This window comes from Photobacterium rosenbergii (genome assembly GCF_033022775.1).
GTDB lineage: Bacteria > Pseudomonadota > Gammaproteobacteria > Enterobacterales > Vibrionaceae > Photobacterium > Photobacterium rosenbergii_A.
In genome coordinates this window covers 19841-37650 of record NZ_JAWJZI010000022.1, presented here as the reverse complement: position 1 = coordinate 37650, position 17810 = coordinate 19841, and the positions used below count along the sequence as shown (strand labels likewise).

Here is a 17810-nt window from a genome sequence, read left to right as displayed (position 1 = left end):
ATGAAAACATTATATGTTATGTGTTTTTATGAGAGTAATGCAAGATATTTCCATCACGCGATTGAACAATTCAAAAAAAATAATATTGATTTGATATTTCTTTGTATGTATCCGTCAGCTGTTGGTTATTGTCGAAGAAATAATCTTAAATATATTAATTTGCCACATAAGGTAAGAAAACAAGATAAGAATGGATTCTCAGAAAAGCTAACCAGTAAAGCAATTAAGGAGTGCTACTCTTTTCATCATAAGTTGCTACCATTTAGTCATGAAAAATATACTGACTTAGTGAAGCAATACTATAATTTCTATATGGATGCTTTTCAAAAAGAAGAATGTTTAGGTGCTGTTGTAATTGGTGATGTAAGATTGTTTTCATCAACTGCGACCTTAGCTTCATATCAATGTAATAAGAAAATTGTTTATTTTGAACCTGGACCATTTGGAACAATGATCTTTGATGATAGTGGTGTTAACAAAAACATGACGATATCATCTATATCAGATGAATGCATTTCAAGCCATGTTTTAGATAAAACAAAACTCAGTGACTTTTATGAAGTAAAATCTGTTAATCAATATTATAAAGGCTCAATATCTGCCTATATCAGAAAAATTCCTGACGTATTCTTAAGTATTCCTCCAAAGCTTATTAAGGCAAGTTTTCCAATTGAGCTCCAAACAGGAGAAAGCTTTTACGACTCAATTCCGTATCTATTCTCAAGAATAAAAAAGCCAAGACAAAACAAAATAGCAAATGCTAGATATAACGGGAAGTACATTTTCTTCCCTCTTCAAGTTCCATGTGATGTACAGATAGTAATGAATAGTCCTTATTTCGATTCTATTTTACAAATGGTTAAAAGTGTTGCTCAATCCATTCCTGATGGCTATAAGCTTGTTCTTCGTGAGCACCCTATGAACTTAGGTCGATATGGTTCGAGTTTTTATTCATATATTGAATCTAATGACAAGATCATTTTGGATAATTCTAATAACATTTGGGAGTTAGTGAAAGCAAGTGAGTTGGTTGTTGTTAACAACTCTACGGTTGGCATAGAATCATTGAAATACAATACAGAGGTTCTAGTTTTAGGAGATGCATTTTATCATAAAGCAGTGCATGTTTTTAATGGCGAAGGACTGAAAGACAAAATACATCACTCAATTAACAATCCAATAAGCAGAGAATATAAGGATAAATATTTATCACTGCTATATGAAAACTACTTAATTAAAGACAATTATAAAAATGAAAGTTATATAAATCTGGGTTTAATGGTTAATAAAATAAGTAACTTTTATGCTTAGCTATGTTTCTTTAGTTAACTTAACAGCATTGAAAATACTGCTGTTGTTATTATATTATTTTTCCAGAACTAAAATAAAGCCATTATGTTTTCCTGTGTTATTAATCATAATTACTCTGGTTTCTATAGTTTACTATAGTGGGAATGTAATTAGCCATGATAGTATCGTATATTACATACCATATTATAATGATGACACTTGGAGAACATTTGAACCGGGATATATGCTTTTGAATGAGGCGTTTAAATGGCTTGGATTTAGTTCAGAGTCATTCATATTATACATCTCTATTATCTCATTATTTTTGTTTTGTTATTCTTTATATAAATTAACAGACGACCTGTCATGTTTTCTACTTTGTCTGTTTTTTATATTTTGTACCTTAAGCTTTAATTTTTTGGCTACAGGTCTGTTAAGGCAATATATAGCATTTGTGTTGGTTTTTCTTTCACTATATTACTTTTCACAGGAAAGGAAAAAATATTACCAGTTATTAATTTTTGCGTCTTCGATGATTCACTTTTCTTCAATTGTTTATTTGGCGGTAGTTAAGATTAAGAGTTTATCATTTGATAAGAAATTGTACCTGTTAACTTTCTCTTTCATATTGGCCGTTTGTTCTCAACCGATTGTTGGTTTTCTCAGTGGGTTGTTGCCAACCGGTAGTGATAATATATACTTAAAGTCACTTACGCGTGTGTTAGGTTATTCAGATAAAAATATCGTCCATGATAATTATATTATCAAATACTCTTTTGTGTTTATTTGTATGTTTTTAGTTGGAGGGTTTTACCGATTTTTTTACTTGAACAATAATTTGAAAGGAATTAAATCTTTTGAGACTGTTTATGCCTTCTCTCTGTGTGGTTTTTTATTGTCATCACTCACGTTTTTCTCAAGTGAAGCATCTATAAGGGTTTTATATGGTGTTGTTGTATTCAATTCTTGTGCTCTGGGTATATTAATTAGAAATAGTAAAATTAAATATAAAGAAGCTATAGTTGGTTGCATAATAACAGTGTTTTTTATTTATTCATTTATTTCTCATCAGTGGATAACTGAGTTTGTTAATAGGTATATTTAATGTTTGTTGTTTTAAAAAAGATATTAACTCAAAGTGACTTTCTTGAGAGGTGTGTGAGGTTTATACATTCAAGAATACCACTTTTAATTAGATTGCGCTTATCTAGAAAATTTATGTCTGCATATCAAAACCTTGAAGATGAAAATAAAGTGATATTTGTTCACGTACCCAAAGCTGCAGGCAATGGAATAACATACTCTCTTTTTAATAGACCATCATCTGGGCACTATTTTTTATCTAAATATTTTCGTGATGACTCTTTAAAATTTAATGAATATTTTAAGTTTACAGTAGTTAGAAATCCTTGGGATAGATTTGTTTCAGCTTATCATTATCTAAATAATGATAAGGGGGGGATTGGTGTTTGGGATAAGGAGTTTAAAGAGTTATATCTTACAGAATGTAAGAGCTTTAAAGAATTTATTGATAAAATGATATCAGATGACAAATTTTTGAGAAAAGTAATGGCATGGACACATTTTATCCCTCAATACCATTATTTGACGCTTGGTAATAAAATGTCCTTAGAACATTTTGATTTTGTATGTAGATTTGAGACTATTGATATTGATTTTAATCATTTGAAGAAATTTTTAAATAAAGATTCGGCATGCTTATCAGTAGTCAATAAATCTAATCATAATCACTACAGAGACTACTATACAGATGAATACATGATTCAATTTGTAAGAGATTTATATAAAGAAGATATTATTCTTTTGGATTACGAGTTTTAAATATGATTATAGTAGCCACCCACAAAGACTTTAATACATCAATACTAGAAGAAAATTATAGCCCTGTTCAAGTTGGCTGTTTTTTTACTGATGTTGACTTGGGTTTTTTAAAAGATAACATTGGAACCAATATCTCTGAAAAGAATAAAAGTTATTGCGAGCTAACAGCACTTTATTACGCTTGGAAAAATAAATCCAAAAATAAAAAATATTTAGGGCTTGCTCATTATAGAAGACTTTTTGTCAAAGATTCATTTAAAGCCAAGATAAATGCTTCAAAAGAAGTGTTAACAGATTCGGATATTAATGAAATACTTATTGATTATGATGTCATTTTACCCAAAAAGCGGTTTTATCCGTTTACAACGGTTAAGCAGCATTATTGTCAGAGCCATTTTGAGAAAGATATTTTATTGTTGGAAGAATTGATTTCTAATAAATATTCTGAATATTCTGAATCTTTTAATTCTGTTGTGAACTCAAAAAGTATTCATTTATATAATATGTTCGTAATGAAAACTGAACTAGCTGATGAGTATTGTGAATGGCTCTTTAGTGTGCTGTTTGAACTTGAAAGTTTGGTTGATATTTCAAATTATGATTCATATCAAGGAAGGATTTTTGGGTTTTTATCTGAGCGATTATTAAATGTTTGGGTTCATAAAAATAAACTAAGAGTAAAAGAACTTAATGTGTATGAACCCGATGGCAGAAGATACACAGAAAAAGCACTTAAGTATTTAAAAGAATATCGATAAATTGAGGTAAATATGTTTTTAATCGCAGGACCTTGTGTAATTGAATCTGAAGAGCTTGTTTTTGAAGTGGCTTCAACTATGAAAGCTATAACGAATGAACTGGGTATTGATTATATTTTTAAGGCCAGCTTTGATAAAGCTAATCGAAGTTCAACCGGTAGCTACCGTGGACCAGGCATTGATAAGGGGTTAGAAATCCTTTCTAACGTGAAAAAAGAGCTTGGCCTGCGTGTGCTGACGGATGTCCATGAAGATACTCCTATTGATGAAGTAGCATCAGTTGTTGATGTTATGCAAACCCCCGCTTTTTTGGTCCGTCAGACTAATTTCATTCAGAAAGTCGCTGCAGCCGGTAAGCCTGTCAATATCAAAAAAGGACAATTCCAAGCTCCATGGGATATGGAGCAAGTCGTGAAGAAGTGCCACGAAGTGGGTAATAAAGACATTTGGCTATGCGACCGTGGTACTTCGTTTGGTTACAACACACTAGTGTCTGATATGCGCGGTCTTTCAGTCATGCGTCAAACAGGTTGTAAAGTGGTGTTTGATGCAACGCACTCAGTACAGCAACCGGGTGGTCAAGGCGCAACGTCTGGCGGCCAACGTGAAATGGTACCTGTACTTGCTCGTGCAGCCGTTGCCGCAGGCATTGATGGTTTGTTCATGGAAACACACCCTGACCCAACTGTTGCGTTGAGTGACGGACCAAACATGTTGCCTCTTAAGCACATGAAAGAGCTACTTGAAACCTTGCTAGAAATTGATCAGGTAGTAAATAAACGTCCATTTATTGAATCTAAGTTGGTTTAAATATGGCGTTAGTGATCAACAAGCCAATTAAAATGGTTCTGTTTGATGTAGATGGTGTCATGACTGATGGCACTATTTATATGTCAGAATATGGCGAATTCATTAAAGCATTTAACGTCAAAGATGGTCTAGCTATCGAGTTGCTACGGGCGCACGGGATCAAATCTGGTGTTATTTCCGGCAAAGCAAGTTCTGCATTAACAACACGATGCCAACAACTTGGTTTTGATGTGATTGAAACGGGATGTAAGCATAAGCTTCCCAAACTAGAAGAGATTTGCAATCGTTTTGATATCACAGCAGATGAAATCGCTTTTTGTGGTGACGATGTGCTTGATTTACCGATTATGGCGCACTGTGGTTTGTCGGCAGCACCAGCAGATGCTCACCAACTGGTATTAGCGGAAGCTGACTGGGTATCTGAATGTAATGGCGGCTTTGGAATGGTCAGAAATTTTGTTGATCACTTACTGTTGAACCAAAGCGGCCTTATGTTAAATGAGATTTACCAACCGTTGTTGAATAAAATTGCTCGCGATGACCTAAAAGGAGTAGAGCAATGAATGACATTAATAATGGAAAGATCAAAATCGTCATTCCCGCCAGGTATGGCTCTTCTCGTTTGCCAGGTAAACCATTGCTTCTTTTGTGTGGCAAGCCTATTTTTTGGCATGTATTCCAGCGTGCTGTTGAGGCAGGTGTCGGAACTGAAGATATTGTGGTCGCAACAGATGATGATCGTATTTTCTCTGAGGCAGCTCACTTATCTATACCTTGTGTGATGACCAATAAGGACCATGCTAGCGGTACTGATAGGTTAAATGAGGTTGCGACTCAACTAAACTGGGATGATGCGACATTAGTGATCAATGTACAAGGTGATGAGCCATTAATCCCAAGTGCGTTGATACGTCAGCTCATTAGCTTTACGCTAGATAACCGCCAATTTGATATTACAACAGCTATTTCTCCCATTCATTGTATGGATGATGTGGCTAACCCTAATATCGTCAAAGTTGCCATGGGTGAATATAGTCGGGCGGTGTATTTTTCTCGTTCGGCTATTCCTTTTAATCGTGACCAGCCTCAATCAATTGACTCGATTTTCCGTCATATCGGTATTTATGCTTATTCTGTAAAAAGCCTACGACAGTTTTGTCAATATTCAGAGTCTGCATTAGAGCATATGGAAAAACTTGAGCAACTACGAGCTTTAAGTAATGGATTGTCCATTGGGGCAACGATTGTTGAACAGGCTCCACCACACGGTATCGATACCGAGCAAGATTATCTCAACGTAAAAACAATAATGGAAAACGAACATGTCAGTAATTGAGCGTGCTAGGGAAGTTATCCGCACAGAAATTAGCGGCTTAGAGTTTATGGCCACGCAGCTTGGTCAGTCTTTTGAAGCGGCAGTTGAAGCAATTCTAAATACGAAGGGACGTACCATCATTTGCGGGATGGGTAAGTCCGGTATAATTGGTAAGAAAATTGCCGCCTCTTTCGCAAGTACAGGGACAGCAGGTTTTTTCATGCATCCGGGTGAGGCTTTCCATGGTGATTTAGGTATGGTTAAGCCTGAAGATGTCTTTATTGCCATTTCTAACTCAGGTGAAACTGACGAAGTACTAAAGTTACTTCCTTTCTTACGTGACAATGGTAACTTTATTATCGCCATTACTGGTCGACCAGATTCTACCTTGGCACAAGCGGCTCACTGTCATTTAGATATTGCGGTTCCGCAAGAAGCTTGTCCGTTGCAGTTGGCACCAACAGCATCGACGACTGCAACCTTGGCGATGGGGGATGCGTTGACCATCTGCTTAATGGAGCAGCGTAACTTTAAGCCGGAAAACTTTGCCCGATTCCATCCTGGGGGGAGCTTAGGTCGCCGTCTGCTTGGGCGTGTTAGTGATGACATGGTATCGGACAATTTACCTGTTATCCACATGCACAGTGAATTGCCAGAAATTATTGCAAAAATTTCTGAAGGCCGCTTAGGGCTAGCTGTAGTGATGTGTGATGACCAGCTGAAAGGGATTATCACTGACGGTGATCTTCGTCGAACCATTGAAAAATTTGGTAAAGATTCTTTTTCTGTAACAGCAGAGTCAATTTTCTCGCCAAGCCCTGTTACGGTATCGCCACAAACATCAATTCAAAGTGCTTATGAATTAATGGACTCATCAAAAATAAGTGCCTTAGTGGTTGTTGATGATAACAATTTAGTAGGTATTTTGAAAAAGTGATGGTATTAACAAAGAAGGCTAGTTGTAATGACTAGCCTTATTTCAAAACTAAGCCAAAAAGTAAAAGATCCTTCATTGTTGTTTGGGGCAATAAGTGCTTTCGGTGTGAAGATCTTGGCAGCTGGCAGCGCGTTTTTACTGAATATTGTTATTGCACGTCATTTAGGTGCAGAGCAGGCAGGTTATTTTTTCCTCGCTCAGGCAATTTGCGTGCTGTTGGCAAGCCTAACTCGTCAGGGTTTTGATAATGCGCTGGTCCGTTTTATTGCTGGCTTTAAAGTCTCTAATGATAGTGCAAGTATCTCTGGTTTGTTTAAATATACGTTTTCACGTGTACTTTTCGTTAGTGTTGCTACGGCATTGTGCTTATACTCGGCAGCATCTTGGCTCAGTAACTCAGTCTTTGATAAGCCACTTTTAGAGCAAACTTTGCATGTTGCGGCCTTTCTTATAGTACCCCTTGCACTTAGTCAATTTATGGGGTTCTGCTTTCAAGGCTTAAAGAAAGTTGTGCCTGCAATGCTCTATCAATCAGCTTTACTAGCTGTGTTATCAGTTATTGGATTGTGGGTGTTTTCGCCGGATAGTGCATCAACCTCAATGAGTGTTTATGTCATTTGCGCTTGCATTGTTGTAACGCTTGGCCTTCTTCAATGGATTAAACATACTCCTCTAGCTGGTGCGAAGTTAAAAATCGAAGATAAGCACGCAGTTAATCAAGCCATAAGGCCGCTTTTTTTAATATTGCTCATGTCCCAGGCGACACAGTGGGCCGGGCAGCTAATGTTAGGTGCCTGGAGCACGGCGCAAGAAGTCGCACTATTTGCTACAGCCCAACGAACAGCAATGTTGACGAGCTTTATTCTAGTTGCTGTCAACGCCATTGCAGCTCCAAAGTTTGCTGAAGCTTTTAAGCAAAATCGACATGGTGAGATTGAGCAAGTTGCATTATCCTCTAGCCGTCTTATGACTGCAGCAGCTGTTCCAATTTTGATATTTATGATCGTTTTTGCACCTTGGTTAATGAGCTTATTTGGTTCTGATTTTGTTGATGGGGCAGTGATATTACGCATCCTGGCTGTTGGCCAATTTGTTAATGTTATCACTGGCTCTGTCGGATATTTGTTGCAAATGACTGCCAATGAGCGTGTATTACGAAATAATATGGCAATATCCTCCGTAATATTGGTTGTTGGTTCTGTAGTTGCAATACCACTATTTGGTGTTATTGGCGCGGCCGTAGTCACATCTTTTGCGATTGCAACACAAAATTTATTATGTGTTTATCAAGTTAAGAAAAAACTCGGGTTTAATACCTTGTCTATATTTAAAAAAGTTTCTGACTAAAAGTTAGAAAGGTGATTTATGAATAATACAAATGTAATACATCATCAAAACTTGGAGAAAGGAAAGTATTCAGCCACAGTAAATAAGATGGCACTTGTTAGCGCTGATTTGTTGAGCTTTCTTTTTTCTTTGTTTATTGTAACGCTCTTGTTCAAAACAACTGGAGAAGACACACCGTTGCTTGAACAGTTGGATATGGTAAGGCTGACCGTATTACTTTTTATCGCTGCTAGTTCAATTCTGTGGTTTTGGGGGAAGCGTCGTCATTATACTTATCGTAAGCCTTTTTGGAGTGAACTTTACGAGGTTTATCAATCGCTTTGTGTTTTTGCTTTAGTTGATTATGTGATTTTGTCTCTGCTTAATCATACTTTCTCTAACCTGGAGTGGCTGGTTTTATGGACAGTTGTTTTTGTAAGCATCCCTTTACTTCGTTTCGCAATAAAGCTGGTACTTATTAAGCAAGGTGTTTGGCAGATGCCAAGCGTTGTGATCGGTTGTGCTGAAAATGCGGAAGAGGCTTACCACGCTATTAACAGCGAAAAATTGATGGGTTTTGATGTTAAAGCCTTTGTTGCAGCAGACGAACAAGCGTTGTCTTCGCCTATTAAAGGTATCCCATATATTCGCTCTGAGTCTTACTTGAATAGTGGGGCGTTGAACTACAAAGTGTTTATTGCGTTGGAATATGATCAGCGTGACTTGCGAGATAATTGGATTCGTACACTATCCGCTCGTGGAGTTCGTAACATTTCGGTCATTCCTTCAACTCGTGGCGTTCCACTGTACGGTACTGATATTTCACACTTTTTTAGCCATGAAGTCATGATGCTTCGTATTAACAATAACTTAGTACGTAAGTCTTCACGCTTTGTTAAACGTTCTTTTGATATTGTTGTCAGTAGTCTGTTGCTGTTAATGTTATCACCTCTTTTTGCCTACATTGGCTGGAAGGTTTCTCGTGACGGCGGATCTCCGACCTATGGGCATGAACGCGTTGGCTTTGGTGGTAAGAAATTTAAATGTTTGAAGTTCCGCTCTATGGTGATGAACTCGCAAGAAGTCCTTCAAGAGTTATTGGAAAATGATCCTGAAGCTCGGGCGGAATGGGATAAAGATTTTAAACTTAAAAACGACCCTCGTATTACACCTATTGGCCATTTCTTACGTAAAACTAGCTTGGATGAGCTACCTCAGCTTTGGAATGTGCTTAAAGGGGAAATGAGTTTAGTCGGCCCGCGTCCAATTATCGATGAAGAACTACTTCGTTATAAAGATGACTCTGAATATTACCTCATGGCTAAACCTGGGATGTCTGGACTTTGGCAGGTAAGTGGTCGTAATGATATTGACTATGATACCCGTGTTTACCTAGACAGCTGGTATGTAAAAAACTGGTCACTCTGGAATGATATTGCCATTTTGTTCAAGACTGTTGGCGTTGTCTTAAACCGTGACGGTGCTTACTAAAATAATACTATCAGCTATTGTGTTGACTTCACCTCAACACCTGATAATTTCGAGCTTTCGAGCTTTCGAGCTTTCGAGCTTTCGAGCTTTCGAGCTTTCGAGCTTTCGAGCTTTCGAGCTTTCGAGCTTTCGAGCTTTCGAGCTTTCGAGCTTTCGAGCTTTCGAGCTTTCGAGCTTTCGAGCTTTCGAGCTTTCGAGCTTTCGAGCTTTCATAATTTCTAATTATTACTCTATATACTATGAATGAAAACATCGTTTGGCATGACCAAGTCATTAGCCATGAAGCGCGTGCTGCGCAAAAAAAACAAAAACCTGTCATCCTTTGGTTCACCGGCCTAAGTGGTTCAGGTAAATCAACCGTTGCCAATGCGGTTGAAAAAAAATTGTTCGACAAAAACTGTCATAGCTACTTATTAGATGGCGACAATATTCGCCACGGCTTAAATAAAGATTTATCATTTAGTGATCTTGATCGCATTGAAAATATTCGTCGCATTGGTGAAGTGAGCAAACTGTTCGTCGATTCAGGCTTGATTGTATTAACGGCCTTCATTTCCCCTTTCATTGGCGACCGTCAGTTAGTCCGTGAGTTGGTTAATAACGATGAGTTTGTCGAAGTGTATATTGATACACCACTAGAGGTTTGTGAGTCTCGCGATCCGAAGGGCTTGTATAAAAAAGCTAGAGCAGGTGAGATCAAGAATTTCACGGGCATCGATTCTGCCTATGAGGCGCCAGTCTCCCCGGAAGTTCATGTCAAAACGGCTGAACTGTCGATTGAAGAGTGTGCCGAGCAGGTTGTGAGTTACCTGGTAGAGAAAGGCTACATCACGAAGTAATGATGATGAGCTGTCAGTTTGAAGCTGTCAGCGATCAGATACGAGCGCACAGCTTCTAATTGCTACCGTAACCTTCATAAATATTCAATGCTTTACTAGGCACTAGGCACTAGGCACTAGGCACTAGGCTCTAAGGAACCCCCCATGTCCAACCATTACGACATTTTTAATGGTGATGCTGATGGCATCATTGCTTTGCTTCAACTGCGTTTGGCTGAGCCGAAACAAAGTACATTAATCACAGGTGTGAAGCGCGATATTAAACTACTAAAGCAAGTTGAAGCCAAAGCGGGTGATAGTCTAACGGTGTTAGATATTTCAATGGAAAAAAATAGCGAAGACTTGCAGCGTCTGCTAAATGCTGGTGCATCAGTATTTTATGCCGATCACCACCGTGCCGGTGACATTCCTGCAACTGAGCTGCTAGAGTCTCATATTGATCTTGACGCAAATACTTGTACAAGCCTGATAGTTGATAGCCTGCTTAATGGCCAATATCACTCGTGGGCAATCGCTGCTGCTTATGGTGATAACCTGATTGCGGTAGGCGACAAACTAGCGGCTAAAGCAGGTCTGACTTTAGGTGAAGCATCGCTTCTGAAAGAGCTGGGCACACTGATTAACTACAACGGTTATGGTGCAACTGTTACGGATTTGCATTTTGCGCCTGCGGATCTATATCAGAAGTTATTACCTTATAGCTCTCCGTTTGCCGTCATAGAAGATAGCCAGTCGCCATACCATGTTTTAAAAGCGGGTTATGAAAGTGATATGAATCATGCACTAGCTCTTGAGCCAATCGCTGATGAGGTTGTGTGCACGGCATTTGCAATGCCTAATGAGGCATGGTCCAAGCGTATCAGTGGCGTATTTGGTAATGAGCTAGCCAATAAATCACCAAATAAAGCCCACATTGTCTTTACTGAAAATGCTGACGGGACGTTTACCGTTTCACTTCGTGCGCCACTGAATAATAAACAAGGTGCTGGTGATATCTGTAGCCAGTTCCCAACAGGTGGTGGCCGTGCAGCCGCAGCTGGTGTCAATGCGTTACCTGCTGAGATGCGTGAAGCGTTTATCAAAGCGGTTAATGACTATTACAGCTGAGATTAAAGCTATCAGAAATTAGCTGTCAGCGTTCAGAAAAGAAAAAAGCTTGTTGAATACAAGCTTTTTTCTTTAAAAACCATAATTACAATTTTCTAGGTTCTAGGTTCTATATTTCCCCAAATACCCCCAATTAAGGAACAACAATGAGTACAGTAAAAAAAGCTGTCATCCCAGTGGCAGGGTTAGGCACGCGTATGCTTCCGGCAACAAAAGCTATTCCAAAAGAAATGTTGCCAATCGTTGATAAGCCGCTTATTCAATATATTGTCAATGAGTGTGTTGCGGCTGGCATTAAAGAAATTGTGCTGGTGACCCATTCATCCAAGAATGCCATCGAAAACCATTTCGATACTTCATTTGAACTAGAAGCAACGCTTGAGAAGCGAGTTAAGCGTCAGTTGCTGGATGAAGTTCAATCTATTTGTCCGCCAGATGTGACCATTATGCATGTTCGTCAGGGACAGGCGAAAGGTTTGGGACATGCTGTACTTTGTGCAAAACCGTTGGTTGGCGATGCGCCATTTGCTGTCGTCCTGCCAGATGTGATTTTGGATGAGTACACCGCTGATCAGTCAACAGAAAACCTAGCGGCAATGCTAAAACGCTTTGATGCAACAAAAGCTAGTCAGATCATGGTAGAGCCGGTACCTATGTCTGAGGTGTCTAAATACGGTGTGGTTGATTGTGGTGGTGCCGAGTTGCATGCCGGCGACTCTCATGCCATGACTGCCATGGTAGAAAAACCGGCTGTTGAAGAGGCACCGTCGAACCTGGCCGTTGTTGGCCGTTATGTTCTGTCTTCTAACATTTGGCAGAAGCTGGCCATTACCCCTCCTGGTGCCGGTGATGAAATTCAGCTAACGGATGCCATTGATATGCTAATGGCTGAAGAAGTTGTCGAAGCCTTCCACATGACGGGTAAGTCCCATGACTGTGGTGATAAGCAAGGTTACCTTCGTGCCTTTGTTGAGTATGGTATGCGCCATGACAGCCTGGGTGAAGAGTTTAAAGCTTACCTAAACTCGCTCTTTAATTCTGCCTCACCATTAAAAGCGGTGAGCTAATATGTATGGCGCTTTCGGGCGCCTATTTTGATTTATGATGACCCCTTCATTTATAGTTGCACTGACGATTGTATTGCTATTTTCTGCCCTTATCTTTACTCGGGTTAGGCCTTCTATCCTTTTCAGTGCGGTAGTTTTATTTTTTTACTTCCTTGGTTACATTGAGCAATCAAGAATGCTGAGTTTTGGTGTCAACCAAGCCGTTATTACACTTTTACTCCTATTAGTTGCTTCTCTTGCCCTAGAGCGCACCCGTATTCTTGTATGGGTAACGAAGCTGGTTTTTCGCCCAACATTTAGAATGACATTGGCGCGATTAGGCCTCTTATCTTCAGTTAGCTCGGCTTTTCTCAATAACACAGCGGTGGTTGCCTCCTTGATGGCTGGTTTAACCCGTAGTCAGGATTATGCCCCATCACGCTTGCTGCTACCGCTCTCCTATTTTGCCATTATTGGTGGAACTCTGACCTTAATTGGTACCTCTACTAATTTGGTTGTGAATGGCCTTTTGATAGAGCAGGGATATAGCGCGCTACAATTCTTTGATTTTCTGCCCGTTGGCCTAATGATTCTCTTGGTAGCAGGCCTTGCGGTATATTTTTGTGCTTACCGTTTACCTGAAAAAGTAGTGAGTGAGGGGCAGCGCGGTGATTACTTTATCGATGCTGAAGTACAAGCTGGAAGTTCGTTGATTGGTAAAACCATTCAGCAAAATGGACTGCGGGCGCTAGATGGTTTGTTTCTTGTTGATATTGTTCGAGATGGCCAGTTAATCTCGCCGGTGAACCCGCAAATGGTCATTAAAGACAACGATAAGTTGGTCTTTTGTGGGGATGTAAAACATATCTCGCAACTAGAGCAGTTTGATGGTCTGAGCCTGTTCGCAAACAGCAACGGTTTGTTAATTAGCAACTTGATTGAAGTGATTGTTAGTACCGAATCTAGCATTATCGGCAGAACACTGAAAGATACGCAGTTTCGCTCACGCTTTGATGCTGCGGTTGTGGCGATTAATCGAAATGGCCAGAAGGTCAGCGGCAAGCTTGGGGAGCAAGTAATTTATGCCGGTGATAAATTGGTATTGGCTGTTGGGCCAGACTTTGAAAAACACCGAAATGTTGATAGAAACTTTTTTATCATCTCAGGCCTGAAAGTTAAATCGCGCCTACAGCCTTGGCAAGAAGTGGTTGCAATTGGTGGCTTTGTGTCAATGATTGCGCTGGCTGCCACCGGTACCATGAGTCTCTTTTCTGGACTGCTGATTTATGTCGCGACCATGGTGCTATCAAAGGTACTTACTGGGGCAAATATTCGTCGTCGATTCCCATTTGAGATCTGGTTGATGATTGCCAGCGCACTTTGTATCGCTGATGTGTTCACTACTAGTGGGTTAGCGCAGCAAATTGCCGACGTGGTGACTACCGTTGCGGGTAGTAGTGGACCTTGGGTTGCACTTGCCGTGATATTTTTCATGACGATGATTACCACTGAAATTGTCACCAATAATGCAGCTGCAGCATTGGCATTACCTATTGCCCTGGGCGTGGCCCAAACATATGGGGTGAACTACATGCCTTTTGTCATGGCCGTTGCTTATGGCGCCAGTGCAAGTTTCATCAGCCCGTTTGGCTATCAAACCAATCTGATGGTAATGAATGCTGGTGATTACAGGGTCATTGATTTCATCAAAACGGGGTGGAAGGTCTCTTTAACCTATTCGGTAGTCGTGATTGCAACTACTCCGTTGGTTTTCCCGTTCTAATAATTTCATGGGCTTGACATAAATTGGATGGTCCATGAAAAATTCCCGCTTTCCCGCTTTCCCGCTTTCCCGCTTTCCCGCTTTCCCGCTTTCCCGCTTTCCCGCTTTCCCGCTTTCCCGCTATCCTCTTTACTATTCCCCCATACATCGTCAGAATCACCAGAACCCAGAACCCAGAACCCAGAACCCAGAACCCAGAACCCAGCCCATGCTCAGAAAACTTCCGCTATTTTTATACGCGCTGCTAATTCTTTATCTCTCACTTAAGCCTAGCGGTCCGGAGATCGTTTCGATACCCCATATCGACAAATTGCAGCATTTCATGGCTTATACGGTGTTCGCCGTTGTTGCAGCATATGCGGTGTCGACTAAAAGGGCTTATTACAAGGTTTGTATAGCCATTGTGCTGTTCAGTGGTGCGATTGAACTTATACAGCCTTCTTTTGGGCGCGAGTGCTCATTTTTTGATTGGCTTGCCAATTCGTTAGGGGTTAGCCTAGGTATGTTTGTCACGGCTTTGCTCTACAATCAGCAAAAGCGGTTGTGTGATTTCCTAAACTTAAGCTTGGATTAGAGTGATTATCCTTAAGTTCAGGCAAGCAAAGAGCGGAGTTTGTGATGACTTTTTTGCGATAGCCAGAGTGATGTAAAGACAGAGCTGTAAGAAATAATATGAAAATTTTGATCACGGGTGGGGCGGGGTTTATTGGCTCAGCAATGGTCCGTTACCTCATTAATCATACTGATGACAGTGTCATCAATGTTGATAAATTGACTTATGCGGGGAGCTTAAAGTCATTAGCTACTGTTGAGAGAAGTGCTAGATATGTTTTTGAGCAGGTAGATATCTGTGACAAGCCTTCCCTAGAGCGTGTCTTTGCTCAATACCAACCTGATGCGGTAATACACCTGGCAGCCGAATCGCACGTCGACAGATCCATTGATGGACCCGCTGCATTTCTGCAGAGCAACATTGTAGGGACATTTACGTTGTTGGAAGTCGCTAGAGCGTACTGGGTTCAATTGGATGAGAAGAAACGTTTAGGTTTTCGACTTCTTCACGTTTCGACTGATGAGGTCTATGGTGATCTTGAACAGAGTGAAACGCCTTTTACTGAAACGACGCCGTATAAGCCAAGTAGCCCATACTCCGCTTCAAAAGCTTCCAGTGATCATCTGGTACGGGCTTGGCACAGAACATACGGATTGCCCATACTGGTGTCCAATTGTTCCAATAACTATGGACCACATCAACACACTGAGAAATTGATCCCTTTGATGATCAAGAACGCCTTAAATGGGTACGCTTTGCCTATCTATGGCGACGGGAATCAAATAAGGGATTGGTTGTATGTTGACGATCACGTCAAAGCACTTTATGCCATGCTGATGAGAGGGAGAGTAGGTGAGAGCTATAATGTCGGTGCCAGTAATGAGATGAGGAATATCGACCTTGTCAAAACTCTCTGCAATATTCTTGACGAACAAGTCCCCGTTAAGCCGATAGAAATAGAAAAATACCAAGATCTGATTACTTGTATAACTGACAGGCCTGGTCATGACGCACGATATGCAATTGATGCGAGTAAACTGAGGAAAGAACTAGGCTGGAGACCAGAAGTTGACTTTTCTGAGGGGCTGAGAAGAACGGTAGCTTGGTATTTGAGCAAATGCTGAGTCAGTTGCAGACTACAGACTGATGACTTAACTTCCCATCATTTACATAGGGTATAGGTGGTTTTCTTGGCTGCAAAGAGACTCCATATCCTGTAAACTGCCAAATTAATTGTGTGCCGGAAATTTGTCCCGGCTTTGGCCCTGAAGATAACTTTCGTTAAGAGTGAAGGACAATATGTTTAACAAGATCTTGGTCGTTTGTGTGGGGAATATCTGTCGCTCTCCATCTGGTGAGTACTTGCTCAAGCACCATCTTCCTAACAAACATATCGCATCTGCTGGTGTAGGTGCCTTGGTAGGGAAGCCTGCTGATAAAACCGCTGCTGAAGTTGCAAAAGAGCACGGTATTAGCCTTGAAGACCATGTTGCCCAGCAGCTGACGAGCGAGCTGTGCAGAGAATATGATTTAATTTTGGTGATGGAAAAGGGTCACATTGAAGCGGTGACTAACATTGCCCCGGAAGCTCGTGGTAAGACAATGCTGTTCGGTCAGTGGATAGGTCAAAAAGACATACCAGACCCATACCGCCAGAGTCGCGAAGCGTTTGATTTTGCTTATGAGCTGATTGATGAATCTGCTAAAGCGTGGGCGAAAAAATTATAACATGAGCGTTTTTTAATCGCTTTGAATGATTGATAACAAACATTTACTGAGTATAGAAATTATAATGAATGACGTATCTTATTCTATCGTTACCCCTACATATAATAGGGCCCATTTATTAACTAGGCTTTATGAAAGTATTTGTGCACAAAAGTACATTAATATTGAATGGATAATAGTGGATGATGGAAGCCAAGATAATACAAAAGAAGTCATCGATGCTATTATGTCAAACCATACTGGTTTTCCAATTAAATATTTCTATAAAGATAATGGCGGTAAGCATACAGCATTAAACACAGGTTTTAGTAAAAGTACCAATGAGATGTTGCTTATTCTGGATTCAGATGATGAGCTAACGGCGAACACGCTCTCAAGAGTATCTGAGTTGTGGTTTGACCTAAAAGATAACGCTTCAATAGCGGGTATTATTGGTCTATGTAGAGATGCTGAAACTAATGACCTTATTGGTACAAAATTTCCTAAAGAAAATATGTTTTCTACGATTACTAAAAACATGTTCTATTTTAATCGTAGAGGGGATACCTGTGATTTCATTCGAACAGAATATATCAAAGAATACAGATTCCCTGAACTTGAAGGACAAAGGTTTATTCCTGAGTCAATCGTGACATATGATCTTGATAAACAATATCAATACCTGTGTGTTAATGAAGTGTTTGAGGTAAAAGAATACCAAAAAGAAGGTATAACAAAAAACTTTACTAGATTAGCAATTAATAATGCTAATGGGTATTTTTTAAGATTTGAACATTTAATGCACAACTGTTTTCTTAATCAGATGAGTACGAAAGGGAAAATTACAGTCTCTGCTAATTATTACCGTTACTTATGGCATAGTGAAAACGCTTTTTCACTGAAAAAATTATTAGATAATAAGATCAACCCATTTTTGATTTTATCAGGTGTGGTTATAGGTTCTGTATACTATCTGAAAGACAAAATGACAGTTAAGTAACTTATA

Annotated in this window: 18 protein-coding genes; all 18 read left to right on the top strand. The window is 39.8% G+C overall.

Translation table 11 applies throughout. From position 1 onward, the window contains the following. The 18 genes from R2X38_RS24320 to R2X38_RS24240 all read left to right on the top strand — a co-directional run bounded on the left by R2X38_RS24320 (window position 1) and on the right by R2X38_RS24240 (window position 17804). On the top strand, window positions 1–1311 hold the full coding sequence (locus R2X38_RS24320) for a hypothetical protein (protein ID WP_317524928.1): 1311 nt from the start codon (window positions 1–3) through the stop codon (window positions 1309–1311). Continuing rightward, window positions 1304–2395 carry an EpsG family protein gene (locus R2X38_RS26840; RefSeq protein WP_411185914.1) on the top strand — a complete coding sequence of 364 codons (1092 nt, stop codon included), beginning with the start codon at window positions 1304–1306 and terminating at the stop codon, window positions 2393–2395. Before R2X38_RS24320 ends, R2X38_RS26840 begins: the two co-directional genes overlap by 8 nt. Continuing rightward, a complete protein-coding gene (locus tag R2X38_RS24315; protein WP_317524927.1) occupies window positions 2395–3132 on the top strand; it encodes a sulfotransferase family 2 domain-containing protein in 738 nt (245 codons plus the stop codon). The genes R2X38_RS26840 and R2X38_RS24315 overlap by 1 nt, the downstream gene beginning before the upstream one ends. Before the next feature lie 2 nt (window positions 3133–3134). Next, window positions 3135–3890 carry a DUF4422 domain-containing protein gene (locus tag R2X38_RS24310; RefSeq protein WP_317524926.1) on the top strand — a complete coding sequence of 252 codons (756 nt, stop codon included), beginning with the start codon at window positions 3135–3137 and terminating at the stop codon, window positions 3888–3890. A gap of 12 nt (window positions 3891–3902) precedes the next feature. Beyond that, window positions 3903–4700, top strand: a complete 798-nt coding sequence (kdsA, locus tag R2X38_RS24305) for a 3-deoxy-8-phosphooctulonate synthase (RefSeq protein WP_317524925.1) — start codon at window positions 3903–3905, stop codon at window positions 4698–4700. Between the two features lie 2 nt (window positions 4701–4702). Next, window positions 4703–5263, top strand: a complete 561-nt coding sequence (locus R2X38_RS24300; RefSeq protein WP_317524924.1) for an HAD-IIIA family hydrolase — start codon at window positions 4703–4705, stop codon at window positions 5261–5263. Then, window positions 5260–6036 (top strand): 3-deoxy-manno-octulosonate cytidylyltransferase, encoded by a 777-nt coding sequence (kdsB, locus tag R2X38_RS24295; protein ID WP_317524923.1) that lies wholly within the window; start codon window positions 5260–5262, stop codon window positions 6034–6036. Before R2X38_RS24300 ends, kdsB begins: the two co-directional genes overlap by 4 nt. Beyond that, the gene (locus R2X38_RS24290; RefSeq protein WP_317524922.1) at window positions 6023–6952 is read left to right on the top strand and encodes a KpsF/GutQ family sugar-phosphate isomerase; all 930 of its coding nucleotides are present in this window, start codon (window positions 6023–6025) and stop codon (window positions 6950–6952) included. The genes kdsB and R2X38_RS24290 overlap by 14 nt, the downstream gene beginning before the upstream one ends. A gap of 27 nt (window positions 6953–6979) precedes the next feature. After that, a complete protein-coding gene (locus R2X38_RS24285; RefSeq protein ID WP_317524921.1) occupies window positions 6980–8299 on the top strand; it encodes a flippase in 1320 nt (439 codons plus the stop codon). Between the two features lie 18 nt (window positions 8300–8317). Beyond that, a complete protein-coding gene (gene wbaP, locus R2X38_RS24280; RefSeq protein WP_317524920.1) occupies window positions 8318–9769 on the top strand; it encodes an undecaprenyl-phosphate galactose phosphotransferase WbaP in 1452 nt (483 codons plus the stop codon). A 239-nt stretch (window positions 9770–10008) separates the two neighbouring features. Continuing rightward, the gene (gene cysC, locus R2X38_RS24275; RefSeq protein WP_317524919.1) at window positions 10009–10608 is read left to right on the top strand and encodes an adenylyl-sulfate kinase; all 600 of its coding nucleotides are present in this window, start codon (window positions 10009–10011) and stop codon (window positions 10606–10608) included. Between the two features lie 144 nt (window positions 10609–10752). Further along, entirely contained in the window at window positions 10753–11715 is a 963-nt protein-coding gene (locus tag R2X38_RS24270) for a DHH family phosphoesterase (RefSeq protein WP_317524918.1), read from the top strand. Window positions 11716–11861: 146 nt separating this feature from the next. Continuing rightward, on the top strand, window positions 11862–12782 hold the full coding sequence (galU, locus tag R2X38_RS24265) for a UTP--glucose-1-phosphate uridylyltransferase GalU (RefSeq protein ID WP_317524917.1): 921 nt from the start codon (window positions 11862–11864) through the stop codon (window positions 12780–12782). A gap of 34 nt (window positions 12783–12816) precedes the next feature. Further along, window positions 12817–14544 carry an SLC13 family permease gene (locus R2X38_RS24260; RefSeq protein WP_317524916.1) on the top strand — a complete coding sequence of 576 codons (1728 nt, stop codon included), beginning with the start codon at window positions 12817–12819 and terminating at the stop codon, window positions 14542–14544. 34 nt (window positions 14545–14578) lie between these two features. Then, the gene (locus R2X38_RS24255; RefSeq protein ID WP_317524915.1) at window positions 14579–15118 is read left to right on the top strand and encodes a VanZ family protein; all 540 of its coding nucleotides are present in this window, start codon (window positions 14579–14581) and stop codon (window positions 15116–15118) included. A 98-nt stretch (window positions 15119–15216) separates the two neighbouring features. Further along, a complete protein-coding gene (gene rfbB / locus R2X38_RS24250) occupies window positions 15217–16221 on the top strand; it encodes a dTDP-glucose 4,6-dehydratase (protein WP_317524914.1) in 1005 nt (334 codons plus the stop codon). Window positions 16222–16396: 175 nt separating this feature from the next. Then, window positions 16397–16825: a protein tyrosine phosphatase gene (locus R2X38_RS24245; RefSeq protein ID WP_317524913.1), complete on the top strand. Its 429-nt coding sequence runs from the start codon at window positions 16397–16399 to the stop codon at window positions 16823–16825. Window positions 16826–16889: 64 nt separating this feature from the next. Next, window positions 16890–17804 (top strand): glycosyltransferase family A protein, encoded by a 915-nt coding sequence (locus R2X38_RS24240; RefSeq protein ID WP_317524912.1) that lies wholly within the window; start codon window positions 16890–16892, stop codon window positions 17802–17804. Window positions 17805–17810: the final 6 nt, after the last annotated feature.